At 70.2% G+C, this 14,851-nt stretch carries 10 protein-coding genes and 1 CRISPR repeat array; of the genes, 1 reads left to right on the plus strand and 9 read right to left on the minus strand.

The genetic code is table 11. From position 1 onward, the window contains the following. Nucleotides 1-342: 342 nt before the first annotated feature. Nucleotides 343-732: a hypothetical protein gene (locus ABT127_RS37270; RefSeq protein ID WP_351460350.1), complete on the minus strand. Its 390-nt coding sequence runs from the start codon at nt 730-732 to the stop codon at nt 343-345. Nucleotides 733-1,137: 405 nt separating this feature from the next. On the opposite strand from ABT127_RS37270, the gene ABT127_RS37275 reads away from it, so the two are divergent. After that, nucleotides 1,138-3,738 carry a DEAD/DEAH box helicase gene (locus ABT127_RS37275; protein WP_351460353.1) on the plus strand — a complete coding sequence of 867 codons (2,601 nt, stop codon included), beginning with the start codon at nt 1,138-1,140 and terminating at the stop codon, nt 3,736-3,738. Nucleotides 3,739-6,179: 2,441 nt separating this feature from the next. Here the strand turns inward: ABT127_RS37275 and ABT127_RS37280 are convergent. The 8 genes from ABT127_RS37280 to casA form a co-directional block, all read right to left on the minus strand. Next, nucleotides 6,180-7,058, minus strand: a complete 879-nt coding sequence (locus ABT127_RS37280; RefSeq protein WP_351460356.1) for a GNAT family N-acetyltransferase — start codon at nt 7,056-7,058, stop codon at nt 6,180-6,182. Between the two features lie 61 nt (nt 7,059-7,119). Beyond that, nucleotides 7,120-8,307: a CRISPR direct-repeat array (repeat unit 29 nt; unit sequence GGGACCATCCCCGCGGGCGCGGGGAGCAG). A 92-nt stretch (nt 8,308-8,399) separates the two neighbouring features. After that, complete coding sequence (gene cas2e / locus ABT127_RS37285; protein WP_351460359.1) at nt 8,400-8,762, minus strand: type I-E CRISPR-associated endoribonuclease Cas2e; 363 nt, start codon at nt 8,760-8,762, stop codon at nt 8,400-8,402. Next, a complete protein-coding gene (cas1e, locus tag ABT127_RS37290) occupies nt 8,759-9,748 on the minus strand; it encodes a type I-E CRISPR-associated endonuclease Cas1e (protein WP_351460362.1) in 990 nt (329 codons plus the stop codon). Before cas1e ends, cas2e begins: the two co-directional genes overlap by 4 nt. Continuing rightward, complete coding sequence (cas6e, locus tag ABT127_RS37295) at nt 9,745-10,542, minus strand: type I-E CRISPR-associated protein Cas6/Cse3/CasE (protein ID WP_351460365.1); 798 nt, start codon at nt 10,540-10,542, stop codon at nt 9,745-9,747. Before cas6e ends, cas1e begins: the two co-directional genes overlap by 4 nt. After that, entirely contained in the window at nt 10,542-11,291 is a 750-nt protein-coding gene (cas5e, locus tag ABT127_RS37300; RefSeq protein ID WP_351460368.1) for a type I-E CRISPR-associated protein Cas5/CasD, read from the minus strand. Before cas5e ends, cas6e begins: the two co-directional genes overlap by 1 nt. Further along, a complete protein-coding gene (gene cas7e / locus ABT127_RS37305) occupies nt 11,288-12,481 on the minus strand; it encodes a type I-E CRISPR-associated protein Cas7/Cse4/CasC (protein ID WP_351460371.1) in 1,194 nt (397 codons plus the stop codon). The genes cas5e and cas7e overlap by 4 nt, the downstream gene beginning before the upstream one ends. Continuing rightward, a complete protein-coding gene (gene casB, locus ABT127_RS37310; protein ID WP_351460374.1) occupies nt 12,478-13,167 on the minus strand; it encodes a type I-E CRISPR-associated protein Cse2/CasB in 690 nt (229 codons plus the stop codon). The genes cas7e and casB overlap by 4 nt, the downstream gene beginning before the upstream one ends. After that, nucleotides 13,164-14,786 (minus strand): type I-E CRISPR-associated protein Cse1/CasA, encoded by a 1,623-nt coding sequence (gene casA / locus ABT127_RS37315; protein ID WP_351460377.1) that lies wholly within the window; start codon nt 14,784-14,786, stop codon nt 13,164-13,166. Before casA ends, casB begins: the two co-directional genes overlap by 4 nt. Nucleotides 14,787-14,851: the final 65 nt, after the last annotated feature.

The raw sequence follows: 14,851 nt of genomic DNA on the forward strand, positions 1-14,851 counted from the left end.
GCGCGCGGTCTGCTCCGCAGACACGACGCGCCGCCGCTACGCGGCGGGTGACCGGTGCTCCGCACCGGTGCAACTCCCCGACTTCGTCGGGGAGTTGGGCGTCACTCCGTGACGCCTGCCGGTTCCGCTCCGCGGCCCCGGCGGCTCGGATCGCTCCGCGATCCGGCCTGGCAGGTCCACGCTCCGCGCGGACCTGAAAAGCGCCCCTGTTGGATGGGCGGTGGCCGGGGACCTCGTTTCGGGGCGCAGGCTGACACTGCTTCAGATATTCGGAGTGCGCCGGGTCGGATCTTCAGCATGGGACGTCAGCCCCGGGGGATGTCGGTCATGCCGGGCGTTGAGTCAGTCGACAGGCTCCGGCGATACCGAGATGGATCTGATAGCGGTGCGCAGCCATACCGCGATGCCGCTGGTTGTCACGACCATCACCGCAGCCAAGATCCAGTAGCCGAGGGTCTGCCCGCTCTCCAGCGCCACAGCCACACCGATGACGCCTCCGGTCGGCAGTCCTGTCAAGGGGGGCCAGTCCAGCCGGCGGACAACGAGAATGAAGCAGGGAGCGAGCGCGAAGCCGCCGATGAACAGCACCATCATGCGTGTGCCCGCGTCCGGGGCCGCGGGGCATCCCCGAGCGTAGGGGCAGGGCGGTGTGTTCATGAGGCCGGATATCCCCCAGGCCAGGCTGATGACGGCGACGACGAAGCCCGTAAAGACTGTGCTCTTCAGGAACATTCGCGGATCCTACGCACGAGTGCCTCACTGCGGATACAGGGTTCGACAGGCATACCGCAGCGGCGGAAGCCTGGTTGCGGCGGTGCCCTCCTCCAGAGCGCCGAGCGCGTGGTGTCCAGCCGGCAGTGCGGGCACGCGTGCGGCGGGCGCCGGTCTCTCGCGCCGCTCCGGACCGCTTCTGCGGTGGGTGTACGAGGGTCGGCGTCTTGGGAGGAGGGAGGTGTCTCGTCTGGTGCACCTTGTGTGTCATTATATTGTCCAAGCTAGGTTATAGCGTGAGCATCGCTTCCTGGTCCGGTGGTGGAGACCGGCGCGGTGCTGGATCTTCAGTGATTTGACCTCACGTTTTCAGTGCTTATCAAGACGTGTGCTGGATATCTTTCACGGGAGCAGAGGATGGCCGCAATGAAACTTCTTCCGCATCAGGTCGAGGCCGTGGACGGTATTCTGAGGGCTCTGCAGGAACCGGTTGACGGCACAATGCCGTCGCAGGGTTTGCGGGCGCAGGTGGTTTCTGCGACGGGGTCTGGGAAGACGCTGATGGCGGTGGAGGCGGCCCGCCGGTTGAAGGCGCGGCGTGTTCTGGTGTTGGTGCCGACGCTGGATCTGTTGCTGCAGACGGTGGCCGCCTGGCGGGCCGGCGGCCGTGGTGGCGCCATGGTCGGTGTCTGCTCGCTGTCCGCTGCGGACAGTCAGGGCATCCCGTGTACGACCAGTGATGTCGAACTGCGGTTGTGGCTGCGGGGCTTGGACCAGGTCACCGTGTTCGCCACCTACGCCTCGCTCGGATTGCGAACCCTCCAGCGCGCTCATGAGGCCGGGGTCGGTGTGTGGGACCTGGTGATCATCGACGAGGCCCACAGGACTTCGGGGGATGCCGGGCGGCCGTGGGCGGCGGTGCATGACCAGCAGCAGGTCCCGGCACATCGTCGGTTGTATATGACGGCGACGCCGCGGGTGTGGGAGGCCGGCGGTGAGGCGCCGCAGGTGGTGGCGTCGATGGACCGTGACAGTGCGGTGTTCGGTCCGGTGGCGTTCGAGCTGAAGCTGTCGGAGGCCATCCGGCGCGGGATCGTCGCCCCCTACCAGGTGGTGTGCGTCGAGATCGAGGACGAAGACCTCTATCTGGCCCTGCAGGAAGCTCCCCTGGGTAACGACCATGTCCGGGGTGTGCGTCTGGCGGCGTTGCAGACCGGGCTGCTGACGGCGGCGACGGACGAGAGGCTGCGCCGGATCCTGACCTTCCACAGCCGTGTCTCGGAGGCGGAGGCGATGGCGGCCGGAGTGCCGGCCGTCGCAGAGCGGCTGCACGCGGACGATCCAGACCGGTTTCCGGCGCCGGATCGGGTGTGGGCGCAGTGGCTGTACGGCGAGCACTCCCCCGGGCACCGCCAGGCGGTGCTGCGGGAGTTCGCCTCCGACTACCTGCACCGCGAGGAGGACCGTGAGCAGGGCCGTGGGGTGAAGGCGGCGGTGCGGGTACTGGCGTCGGTCAAGGTATTGGGTGAAGGCGTCGATACAGCCCGGTGTGATGCTGTCGCGTTTATGGATACGCGCGGCTCCATGGTCGATATTGTGCAGATGGTCGGGCGTTCTCTGCGTATCAGGCCGGGTGAGGGAAAACTCGCCACTTTGGTCGTTCCCATCTTTATGCGGCCGGGCGAGAATCCCTCGGAAATGCTGACCTCGGAGGCTTACAGCAGCCTGAGCAAACTGCTGTCCGCCTTGCGGGCACACGACACCGAGACGATCGAGGCTCTCGCGGATCCCCGTGTCCGCAGTGGGAGTTGGACCTCCGAGGACGAGCAGCCCGGAGCGGGCGAGGCGACCGCGGATGCGGATGCAGCTGCGGATGCGGATGCGGAGTCGGATGTCGTCGAGGGCCAGGACGAGAGCGCCGACGTCGGTGGCCGTGAGGGCGGCGGGCCGGTGGTGAGTGGGGCGGCGGCCCAGTTGCTGCGGTTCTCCATGCCGCGGGACCCGGCCCTGATCGCGCAGTTCATCCAGCTGCGGATCCTGGACCCGGAGAAGGCCTACTGGCGGCGCGGCATCGCCGCATGCCTGCAGTACCTCAAAGAGACCGGCGCCGAGGAGCTCAAGGCGCCCTATCGGTATGTCACGCCGGAGGACTGGGCGCCGGCCGGGTTCCCGCTGGGCGTGTGGCTGGCGAACCAGCGCAAGGCCTACAACGCCGAAACCCTCCCCGCCGAGCGGGTACGGCAACTCGATGCACTGGGCATGGTGTGGAACGCGCACGACCACGCCTTCGACGAAGGTCTGACCGTGGCGCGGGCGTGGGCTGACGTGCACGGGCACCTGTTGGCACCGGTGAGCGCGGTGAGTACGGGCGGGTTCCCGATCGGGGTGTGGCTGAAGAACCAGCGCGCTGCGGCCAGGACGGCCGTGGAGGCGGCTGCCGCGCACGAACAAGGGCAGAAGGTTCCTCCGGGTGGGTGGGGGCTGTCGGAGAGCCGCCAGGACGCCCTCGACGCGATCGACCCCGGGTGGTGCCCGGCCTGGGACACCGCCTGGCAACGCTGCTACCGACTCGCCAAAAATCACCTCGACGCCGGCGGAACACTCCCCCACGGCGAGTCCGGGGTACTGGTCGTGCAGGGCGAAGACCTCGGCGAGTGGGTGCACGCGCAGCGGATGGGATGGGACAAGCTCGGGCCCGCGCAGCAGTGGCTGTTGGAGAGCGTCCTCGGGGTTGAAGAGGCTGGGGAGGGCGAGCGGCCTGTCCGGCGCACCCAGAACGACAAGTGGGCCCTCAACCTGGCAGCCGCACAACGCTTCCACACTCGGGAAGGACATCTACAGGTACCCAGGAAGCACACCGAGCTCGTACCATTCGCGGACGCCGGCCGCGGCGCGGTCGGAGCCGAGCGCGACGCAGATGGAGTGCCTGTCGCGCTCGGCATGTGGCTGGCCAATGTGCGGCGTAGGGCTGACAAACTCACCGACCAACGCCGGGCTGATCTCGATGCCCTCAGCATGCGCTGGTAGCCACACAGACCACCGCCAGGAACAGGCGATCATCAGCAGCCCGAGCGCCTCGGCCTTGAGACCCATCCCCGCGGGCGCAGGGAGCAGCCTCCGCCGAGCTTCTCTGCCCAGTAGTGCGGGGGACCATCCCCGCGGGCGCGGGGAGCAGAGCTTGTCGCGGTCGGCGTAGCGCTTGTGCCCGGAGCCATCCCCCTGGGGTACGGGGAGCAGGCCATCTCCCTCAGGTTGCACAGCCACGTCCCGGGACCATCACCGCCGGTGCGAAAAGGAAGCAGTCGATCCCCTCTCCGTCATTGTTGCCGTTGTTGGGAGCATCCCCGCGGGTGCGGGAGCAGATGAGGTTGTCGAAGACCATGACGGCCGGGTAGGGACCATCCCCGCGAGTGCGGAGCAGTGGTGCCGCCCGTACTTAGGGGAGCCGATCTTGGGGACCATCCTCGCAGGTGCGGGGAGCAGGGCGCGCAGTGCCCGTGCGATCCGCCGCGCCTGGGACCATCCCCGCGGGTGCGGGGAGCAGAGCCCGTCCTCCCCGAAGATGATCCGTCCTCCGGGACCATCCCCACGGGTGCGGGGAGCAGTCGGCGCCCTCGTCGATGGACTCCGTGACGCCGGAACCATCCCGGGGCGCGGAGAGCAGGAGGGCGGGGTGACGTTCCCGCTGCAGATGCCGCGACCGTCCCCGCAGGCGCAGGGAGCAGGACACAGGCACGGGCGCCATCATCACACCACTGAGACCATCCCAGCGGGCGCGGTGCGCAGGAGCGGGGCTTGTTCGTCAGCCGGTCCTGTCCGGTGGGACCATCCCCGCAGGCGCGGGGGCAGCGAGATGTGCCGGTCTGGCCGCTCTCCAGGGCGGGACCATCCCCGCGGGCGCGGGGAGCAGTGGCCGAAGATGTAGGCGAGCGCCCCCGTGGGGGACCATCCCCGCGGGCGCGGGGAGCAGATGGCCTACACCAGCGCGCGGGCGCTCGGCGAGGGACCATCCACGCGGACGCGGGGAGCAGGGCGTGACCGGTGGCACCGGCGTGGCGGGCGCAGGACCTTCCCCGCGGGGCGGGGAGCAGGTGACGAGCCCCAGGCCCGTTTGCGTGCCCTTGGGACCATCCCCGCGCGTGCGGGGAGCAGCGCGACAGCATGTCCTGGCCCTGGAGCACGAAGGGACCATCCCCGCGGGCGCGGAGAGCAGGTGTCCAGCCTGATCAGCGGCATCGTAGGCCTGAGACCATCCCTGCGGGCGCGGGGAGCAGGCGGGAAGGTAGCTCTGCGCCTTCCAGGTGGGGGGAGCATCCCCGCGGGTGCAGGGAGCAGGCCGCCGGCACCGGCAGCACCGGCCCCATGCGGGGACCATACCCGCGGGCGCGCGGGGAGCAGTTCAAAGGCCGGATCTACCCCATCCCAAGTAGGGGCCATCCCCCGCGAACGCGGCACGCACTCTTCAGCGAACAGCGCGGTGTAGTCGGAACCATTCCCACGGGTGCGGGGAGCAGTGGACCACGGTGAAGGTGACGGCGCCGTTCGGGGGACCATCCCCGCGGGCGCGGGGAGCAGCCCGTGGTGTGGGCGCACAAGTGGGGCGGCCCGGGACCATCCCCGTGGGAGAGCGGGGAGCAGAAGGCCGGACAGAATGTCCTGGAGGACCTCGGGGGACAATCCCCGCGGGCGCGGGGAGCAGTTTGAGTACTTGCCGGTGTCCACGTCGCTGGAGGGACCATCCCCGCGGTGCGGGGAGCAGGCGTGGGGCGAGGTCAGCATGGTCGCCATGTGGGGACCATCCCCGCGGGCGCGGGGGGGGGCAGCTTGCCAGATACTTCTCGGGCCGTTCGTCGTGGGGACCATCCCCGCGGGCACGGGGAGCAGCGGATCGCCCGGCTCGCCGTCCACAACAAGCAGGGACCATCCTTCCAGATCCCGAGCATGGGACCATCCCCGCGGGTGCGGGGAGCAGATGGCTGGCACCCTCGCGGGCACAGACAGCTGGGGACCACCCCCGCGGGCGCGCGGGGAGCAGTTCAACGGCCGGATCTACCCCATCCTCAAGCAGGGGCCATCCCCGCGAACGCGGCAAGTAGCACGCGCTCTTCAGCAAACAGCGCAGTTTAGTCGGGACCATCCCTGCGCCTCAGGGGCTCACCAAGTTCCGCTCGGCGTAGTCCTTGTGCTGAGGACCATCCCCGCGGGTACGGGAAGCGGCTGTCGCCCATTTTTAACGAAGGGGCTAGCCCCCGCAGTTCGGCGAGCAGGTCATCTTGCTCAGGTTGCACAGCCTCTTCCCGGGACGGGGCCATCCCTGCAGGTGAAGGTAGGGGCCCGACGTACGTGGTCGGCTCATCGGGCACTGATGGTGGCAGCGTGCGCCGGTCTGGCTGCTCCATGCCCGCACCGGCTCATAGGGCACCGCAGGATTAGGTGTGGGCCACTTCTTTGCCGCCGAGGCTCGTCGCCTACCCATCTCGCTGGTTCACAAATCCCAACGACGTGAGCCCCTCCGCGGCACACAGCCGGTCTGACGCCCCACCCACCTCGGTCTGCAACAGCTGGTAAGCGGCGCCGTGCTGATGCCCCCACTGCATCGCCGCACGCCACAGCGACCGGCCGTAGCCGTGCCCGCGGTATTCGGGCCGCACGCCGAAGTACTGGGGCAACAGGCGCAGGGTGCCGCTGGGGTCATTCATGGTTTCCATGGGGCCGATCGCTCCAGCCACGCGCCCTTCGTGCAGCACGGTCAGGACCGGGCCGACAGTGCCGGCGCGCATCCGCTGGTGGAGGAAGGTGAAGCCATCGGCCGCCATCTGGTCCGCGAACGAGGCGAAGTCGTCCTGTGCCGGCGCGGTGAGCTGCTTGTACTCCCCCACTGGCGCGGCGGGTTCGGCCCCTGGTCCCCTCGCGAAGTCCTTGAGCTGAACCCGCGCGCCCACCCCGTGTGCGTGTGCCTCGGGCTGGTCGGGGCCGGAGAACCAGACAATGCGGGCCCGGCCGGCGCCGAGCGTCGCAGCGAGGTTGCGGGCCAGGACCGCGCCGGCCGAGAGGCTGTCGGGGCGTGCCCCGTAGACGTGGACCTTGACGGTGCCCGCTCCGCGTTCCAGATACGTCGGGACGAGGGTCAGTTCCGGGCCGTGCTCGATGGCGTCGGCAAGGACGTGCTCGGTCTTCGTGTCGGACCAGCGGCGGTCTTTGTCGTACGGGAGGAAGACACCGGTACCGGCATTGGCCACGACCGCCTCAAAGAGGTCGGGGAGCGGGTCATGCGGACGGACGGGCCCGAGAGTCGGCACATACGGCACCGACAACACGGGCTCGATCCAGCCCCAGTGAAAACGCATGACGGCACGCTACTCACGCCGCACACGCGGCGCAGGCCCCGGCACAGGGCTAGTCGTCCGCGGGACCATCACCGCAGGTGCAAGGAGCAGCTCGACGTCCAGACCGACGGATTTTTGCAGGTGAGACCATCCCCGCGGTTGCGGGGAGCAGTTGAGCATGGACACGACGCCGTGACCAATGCCGGGACCATCCCCGCGGGCGCGGGGAGCAGCAGCGTGCCGGGCGCCTCCGGGGACTGCCCCGGGGACCATCCCCGCGGGCGCGGGGAGCAGGACGGCAACAGCTCGCCGGGCGATCCGGTGGCGGGACCATCCCCGCGGGCGCGGGGAGCAGGCCACCGGCAACGGCAAGATGGTCGGCCCCGCGGGACCATCCCCGCGGGCGCGGGGAGCAGAAGTCCACCATGACGTGGATGTGGTCGTTGCCGGGACCATCCCCGCGGGCGCGGGGAGCAGTTCTGAACCGACCTGCCGGTTCTGGTATGTCGGGGACCATCCCCGCGGGCGCGGGGAGCAGGTCGCAGCGCCGATCGCCCGGTCGATCTTCGAGGGACCATCCCCGCGGGCGCGGGGAGCAGCAGCGCGCGGTGACCGGGACGGCGTCCGGCCAGGGACCATCCCCGCGGGCGCGGGGAGCAGGCGATGACGTGCTTGATGACGCTCGACAGGTCGGGACCATCCCCGCGGGCGCGGGGAGCAGCAGGCTGCGTCATCGGTCTCGAACCCGAATGCGGGACCATCCCCGCGGGCGCGGGGAGCAGGTCCCGATCACGATCAACAACAAAGACGGCATGGGACCATCCCCGCGGGCGCGGGGAGCAGGACATCGTGCCGCAGTCCGTCATCGACCGGCTGGGACCATCCCCGCGGGCGCGGGGAGCAGCCCAACATGTTGATCTGCCACAAGCCGTACGAGGGACCATCCCCGCGGGCGCGGGGAGCAGCCGGACCGGCAGACGCCGAAGGTGATCGACGCGGGACCATCCCCGCGGGCGCGGGGAGCAGAGGAGGTTGTTGGCCTCGGGCACGCGGCCGGTGGGACCATCCCCGCGGGCGCGGGGAGCAGAAGGAATGGGCGGCGATGACCGATCCGGAGGCGGGACCATCCCCGCGGGCGCGGGGAGCAGGTACGCCGACTGCGCGGCAGCCGCCTCCCCGAGGGACCATCCCCGCGGGCGCGGGGAGCAGATCATGCCGCAGCGCCTGGAGCTCGCGCGGCCGGGACCATCCCCGCGGGCGCGGGGAGCAGACTGGATGACCTGGGACTTCTCTACGTCCAAGGCTTCTTTCTGAGTACTTTCTCCGAATCCGATATGAGCGACAAAAGAGGCAATTTATGCGTCATTGGCGTCCGAACCGTCGGCGTTTTGAGGCTCTGCTCCACCCGGCAGGCGGGCCGGTCGTGGTGGGCGCGTCAACGGTCGGGGCGTTCGGATCCGGGCGGCGGATGAGGGTGACTCCGTCGTGGTCGGTTGGGTGCCAGGCGTGGTCGTGGGTGCGGAAGGTGAAGCCCTGTTCGTTGTTGGTGGTGTGGGCGAGCAGGGCGCGTCCCTGGCCGGAATACTGTTGGACTTCGTTCCAGAGGGTGTCGCGGATGCGGGCCGAGGGGTTGCCGACGAATACGCCTGCGGAGATTTCCAGCAGCCAGCGGGTGAGGAATCCGCGCAGACCAGCGGGGCAGTTGGTGAGGACGATGACGGTCACCAGAGCTCGTCTCCGTAGTCGTCGGGCCCGTCCCCGCTGCCGTAATTGACTCCGGAGGCGACCTGGTGCCCGCCGTCAGTGTGGAGAGTGACCACATCCCGGTCAGCGTCCGCATCAGAAGCCGAGGCCGGCCTGGCTGCTTCGGGCGGTAGGAGCAGTCGCTGGATGTCGTCCACGCACCGGTTGAGCAGGGACAGTTCGGTGATGCGGTCGCGCAGGGCACGGCGGGTGCGGGGGCCGACGTCCTCCTCACTCTCGGCTGCCACGTCGAAGGCGAGGGGGATGCCGATCTCTGTTTTGTAGAGGTCGGCGATGTCCAGGACGAAGGAGAGTTCGTGGCCGGAGTGGACGAAGCCGAGGGCGGGGCTGCATCCCAGAGAGGTGACGACGGCGTGGGCGATGCCGTACATGCACTGGGCTGCGGCTGTGACAGCCTGGTTGACGGCGTCGCCGCTTTGGAAGTCGCCGGGAACATAGCGGCGGCCACGCCAGGGAACTCCGGTGCGTGCGGCCTGGGCGCGGTAGCAGTCCTTGACGCGTCGTCCTTCCCTTCCCAGGAGTTCTTGCCGGGTGAGCCCCTCGGGGTTTTCGTCGGGGAAGCGCAGCCGGTACATCGCCCGGGCGACGCTGAGGCGGCTGCGCATGCTTGCCCACTGCCGGGCCTGTGCCTCCATCAAAGCCGAGGAGCGGCTCAGGGCGCGGCCGGAGGCGTAGTAGCGCACGCCCTGTTCGCCGACCCAGCAGACGGCCGCACCGCTCTCGCCCAGCACGGTCATGGCCTGGTGGGTGACGCGGGTGCCGGGGCCCAGCAGAAGCGTGCCGATGGTGGCCGCCGGAATGTGCGCGGTGCCTTCCGCGTCCTGTGCCGTGATGGCGTTGGCGTCGCGGTGCACGATGCAGCGTTCGAGGTAGAGGAAAGAGAGGCGGTCGCTGGTGCGGGTGAGCTGTCGCGGCGTGAGGGCCTGCCGCTTGGCGACGGACGTCATGCTGGGGTACGGCGGTCGGGGGCGAGCGGGGCAAGGGTGAGCAGGCCGCAGCCGTAGGCGCGAGCCTTGCCGATGCCCTGGGTGAGGGTGCGGCGCAGGGCATCGGGGTCGGTGACCTCGAGTCGCCCGTCGAAGGTGGCGGTGACGACGGTGACGGGCTTGCCTTTACGTCGGCCGTCCGCTTCGCGGGACTTGGCGAAGGAGAGGGTGCGGGTGTCGATGACGGTGAGTTCGTGACGGTCGCCGGGGTGGGGGCGGCCCTGGTGGGTGGTGCCGTCGGGCAGGAGGCGGCGCTCGGCGGTCTTTTCGAGGATGCGGAAGCCGCAGCGCTGCTGGCGCTGCTCGTCGAGCAGCCAGCCCTTCTGGTGCACGGGGGTGAGGTGCGCGGTGATCTTGCGGGATTCGTCCGGGGTGCGGCGGATGGTGTGCACGGGGTTCGCGGTCAGCCGGAACGACCAGTGGTCCCCATTGGTCAGGCGGTCGAGGAGCGGCGCATAGGGCCGGGTCTGCCAGCCGGGGCTGTCCGGATTGGCTGCTGCCGCGGCCGGCCATCCGGCCTGCTCCACCAGGTGCGTGAGGTCGGGTGCGGCGGGGCTGACGATGTAGAGGAGGACTTGGGCGCGGGCCTGCTGGTCCAGCCGCCACAACACGCGTGGCTCGCCCGGGGTGGGGGTGTCGCCGGGCAGCAGGTCGGGGAAGCCCGACAGGACGGCCGCGTGCAGGGCCTGTGGAGAGGACAGCAGGCGCCTGGCTCCGGGGCGAGCGGTGTTGATACGGAAGCGGGTGAGGTACATCAGGCGCTCTCGTCCTTGAGGTCTGCGGCGGCCAAAGCCTCGAACGGATCGTGCTCAATGGCCAGTTGGGCGGCCTGGTCCGGCGGGGCGGGCACGGTGGTGGTGATCACGCTGCGCAGGGCATGGCGGCGGTGCGCCGCGCTGAAGCTGAGCGGCTGGTCGCGCAGGGCGTCGGAGGAGCTCTGCTCGCCGGCGGCCGCCTCGCGCAGCACCGTCAGCTGCGGCCGCTGGTGTGGCGGCCGGCCGATGCCGAGCTGTCTGCAGTACCAGGCGCCGGCCTGCCAGGGCACCTGCGCAAGGAACTCTTCCAGGGTGGCTTCGTGCAGGCCCAGTTCAACAGGGAGCGCGGGCGGGCAGGAGCGGCGGCCGAGGAATGGCGCGTAGACGGGGGTGCGCAGCGCTTGGTCGAGTTCGGTGAGCAGGTTGGGCGGGCCTTCGAGGGCGGCGACGAAGACGGCGTCGGCGAGGTAGAAGCGTTCGGTCAGGGGCATCGATTTGCCGCTGACGGCGTGGTGGGCGGTGTGGAAGTCGCGGATGCGGGTGCCGGGCTGGTCGATCCGCACGCCGAACCGCAGGGCAGCGAGCGGTGCCAGGCGTGCGTCGTCGTCGCGGTCGATGCCCTGGGCTGCGGCGAGCAGGCCGATGACGCCGCTCTTGGTGGGGGCGGACTCGGTGGTGCGGCGGGTGAAGCGGGAGGAGGCCCCCCAGGCTTGCAGGGGGCCGGCCAGCCGCAGGGCGAGCACGCTCATGCGGGCTGCTCCAGCCGCTCGGCGACCGCCTGTCCCACGGCGGTGACGAGGGTGGACAGCGTCTCGGACTCGGGGCCCAGGTCCGCGAGCGGCAGGGTGTTCGGGCCGACGCGCAGCACCCAGGTCAGGGTGGTGTCCGGCTGGCCGTAGGCGCGTTCGATGTCGGGGACGTAGGCGGCGAGCCGGTCGGAGGCCTCGCGGACGTGGCCGCCTTGGTCGCCGCGGACGGGTTCTTCGAAGGCGGCGACGAAGCTGACCGGGCGGGTGGTGCGCAGCTTGACCACGACGGCGTCGGGCAGGGTGTGGTGCCCGAACGTGTTGATCTTGCCGGTGGGCAGGGAGGCGACGAAACCGTGCAGGAACGCCTCGACCGCGCGGCGGACCGGCTCTCCGGCGGGTTCGCCCTCGCGCAGGCCGTGGCCGAGGTTGGCGGCGAGCTGGTGCACGCCCAGGGCGGCGTAGCGGTAGAGGGTGGCGGAATTGAAGTCGACCGTGCCGATCATTCCGGCACCGGTTTCCTCCTCGGTGTTCTCGTCGTCGACGGCCGTGTAGTAGTCGGACTCGGTGTCGACCCGGTGCACGCTGATGGCGTGGGCGACCTGGACGGCCGCGTCGACGTTGAAGTCGGCGGCGTCCGCGACCATCCGGCCGAACAGGGCGATGTCGACGGAGTGGCGGCTGTCGGCGATCTCCTTGACCTGGTCCTTGTTCTTCTTGTCCTTGAAGTACGCGGTGATGTCGCCGGCGCCCTCGAGGGCGAGGCAGGCCAGGCCGTCGATCTGCCGGGCGCTGAGGAAGACCAGGTACTTCGCCTCCGGCGCCGCAGCGGTCCCTGTTTCTTTGGCGGCGTCCGCCTTCCGCTTGGGCACCTCGGTCTTCAGTCCGGCGGCCCGGACCGTCTCGTCCGCCAGGACGAGCGCCTGTTCCTGGGCGACCGTGGTGTCGAGCGCGGTGATCCGCCCGGCGACCACCTCCACGATCTTCTTCGTGCGCACGCCGAGCTCGCTCGGCTCAAGGAGGTCCTCGTCGCCGAAGTAGGTACGGGTGGCCCTCTTCCATGCCTGGCTGGAGACACGGGCGCGCGGGACACCGCCGTAGACGGCTGTCTTCGGGGCGCCGGTGTCATCACGGTTGAGATTGCTGGGCGGGACGGTCTGCAGGGCGTGCACGTCCAGGAAGATGCGGCTCACAGGGTGTCCTTGTCACTGTCAGGGCCGGTCAGGGGGCCGGGTTCGGTGGGAACGGTCTGGGGGTCGGCGGCGGGGGCCTGCCAGGCGTGGAAGGAGCGGCCCCATTCGGTGCGCACCTGATCCGGGCCGCCGGGCCACTGCCATGCGTACAGCTGGCCGGCGAGCAGCCCGTAGTCGAGGGAAATGTCCGCGCGGCGCAGCAACACGACCAGGTCCCGCAGCCGCTGGGACAGGCTGGTGAGGTCGGCCGCGCTGCCCGCGCGCACCAGGCGCTTGCGCACCGCGTCGTCGATCTCGCCGGGCGGCATCAGCCTGCGCACCGCCGCCCCCAGGCCGGACGGGCGGCGGGATGCGTGCGGTCGGTGCATGCCGGTAGGGCGGGACTGCTGATGCAGCGCCCACAAGGTGACCGCCGTGTGCAAGGCGTCCTCGGCGCGCACCAGTTCGCTCTCGCGCAACGGCCGGCCGTCTTCCGGCTGGGCGTGAAGGTTCGTGGTGTCGATCAGCGTCCACAGGTCGGGCATAGCGCCTGCGGGTCGGCCTGCCCCGCGTCGCAGCCGGGCCAGGGCGGCCACGTCCTTGGGCCTGTCCGCCAGGTAGCCCAGCTGCCAGGGGGTGATGTGGGAGGCGGCGAGCGCGGCCACCCGTGTGCGGACGGTCGGCGCGCCATCAGTGACACTGCTCATGCGGGCACCTCCAGGTCGGTAGCGGATGAGGAGCCGTCCGCCTGGGCCTGCGAGTCCTCAGGAGTCTGCGTCGCAGGACTCCGGCGGGCGGCTTCTCCCAGCGCGGTGGCCAGACGCGCGCGAAACCATCTCTCGGCCAGACCGGCGTTCAGCCACACCGTGCCGGTCTTGGCGGTGACCGTTCTGCCCTGCCAGGCAGCCGGACCCGCCTGCGCGATCAGCCGCTGCCCGAGTTGCCCGATGAGGTCGTGCACCTCTCTCTGCCAGACGCAGCGCTGCTCGAACGGGTCCCCAACGCCCCCCAGACCCGCCAGCCACAACCGGTAGGGATTTTCCAGGGCGGAGAACCCTGCGTCCCGTGCCTGGATACGTGCGCCCGCCCCTTCACAGCCGGCCGCGCGGGCCAGATCAGTGGTCAGATCGCCCAGCGCGCGCACCGCGTCGTCGGCGTCCTTGGCCGCGTCGATCGCCTGCCGTGCGTAAGCACGCTCCTGCCGGTGCAGGACCACCACCGGCATCGCCAGATGGTCATCGACCACGTCGTCGACGACAGACTGCTGCGTCCCGTACACCGCGCCGACGGTGCGCGCCCGGACGAGGAAGTGACGCGGCAGCGCCCCGTCGCTGACCAGCCGGGCGATCCATTCCAAAACTCCGGGCTGCAGGCGCGCTGCCGCCTCCGCTCCCTGAGCGTCATGCGGCCGGTCGGCCAGCAGCGCCTCCACCCCGCGCCAGGCTGCGCGGGCCGGGTCGTGTTCCAGGGGCAGATAGACGGGCGAGCGGCGCAGCTTCTTCTCCTGGGCCGGGCTGCGCCGCCAGGCCGTCATCGGCTCCCGCCGGTGCTGGTTGCGCGCGGCCAGCGGGTCTCCATAGCCGAGCACGACACCCGTAACGCCGTCGCCGTCGTGCTGCAGCCGCAGGCGCCGCGACTGCCAGGTGTACAGATCCCGCACTCCGGTCGGGGTGCGCTCGGCGCCGGCCGGCCCGCACGGCTCCCGGCGCCAGGCCGGCCGGTCCCCCGGCGAAAACTCCAGGCCCTCGGTGTCGGCCGCGATCAGGTTCAGCAGCAGCGTCTCGCGCAGGGTCTCCCCCTCCACGAACACCCCGCCGAGCGCCCCGGCCCAGCCGGTGCCCAGCGGATACACCTTGCCGCCCTTGACCCGGCCGTCGCCGACCATGCCGGTCTTGATGCCCGAGGTGTCGTAGGCGTGAGCGTGCACCACCCAGCGGGCCGCCTCCGCACACGTCAGCCGCCCCACCTCCGGCATCCGCGCGGTGAAGAACGCCTCCCCGTTGGGCACATCCGCCACGATCCGGTTAAGCGAGAACACTTCATCCTTCGCCGTGCGCAGGCCGGCGCTCTGCAGGAACGGAGTCCGCGTGTGCAGGAGGTCAAACCGTTCGGAATAGGTGTCCAGATAGCGGGCCACGGGGGCGAAGCACTCCGGGTCCTCCCATAACTCCACCCAGTCGTCGATGTCGGCCGGGCCGTCCAGCGCGTCATGGGCAACGGCCAGCAACAGGCGCAGCAGCGCGAACTCCTGCGTCGGCAAGTCCCCGATGATCCGGCACAGTTCCCCGGATTGCGCGAAGACATCCCGCAGGGACAGCTCGTCCATGCGACCGGTGCTGCGCCGGACGGGTAACCATGGTTCGTCAGTCAAAAGAAACGACGGCACAGCGC

The sequence above is a fragment of the Streptomyces sp. NPDC001904 genome, from assembly GCF_040297005.1.
In the GTDB taxonomy this organism is placed as follows: domain Bacteria; phylum Actinomycetota; class Actinomycetes; order Streptomycetales; family Streptomycetaceae; genus Streptomyces.

Excerpts from the sequence above, each read along its gene's own strand:
- ABT127_RS37270 (WP_351460350.1), bottom strand. The coding sequence starts at position 732 with ATGTTCCTGAAGAGCACAGTCTTTACGGGCTTCGTCGTCGCCGTCATC.
- ABT127_RS37275 (WP_351460353.1), top strand. The coding sequence starts at position 1,138 with ATGAAACTTCTTCCGCATCAGGTCGAGGCCGTGGACGGTATTCTGAGG.
- ABT127_RS37280 (WP_351460356.1), bottom strand. The coding sequence starts at position 7,058 with ATGCGTTTTCACTGGGGCTGGATCGAGCCCGTGTTGTCGGTGCCGTAT.
- cas1e (WP_351460362.1), bottom strand. The coding sequence starts at position 9,748 with ATGACGTCCGTCGCCAAGCGGCAGGCCCTCACGCCGCGACAGCTCACC.
- cas6e (WP_351460365.1), bottom strand. The coding sequence starts at position 10,542 with ATGTACCTCACCCGCTTCCGTATCAACACCGCTCGCCCCGGAGCCAGG.
- cas5e (WP_351460368.1), bottom strand. The coding sequence starts at position 11,291 with ATGAGCGTGCTCGCCCTGCGGCTGGCCGGCCCCCTGCAAGCCTGGGGG.
- casB (WP_351460374.1), bottom strand. The coding sequence starts at position 13,167 with ATGAGCAGTGTCACTGATGGCGCGCCGACCGTCCGCACACGGGTGGCC.
- casA (WP_351460377.1), bottom strand. The coding sequence starts at position 14,786 with ATGGACGAGCTGTCCCTGCGGGATGTCTTCGCGCAATCCGGGGAACTG.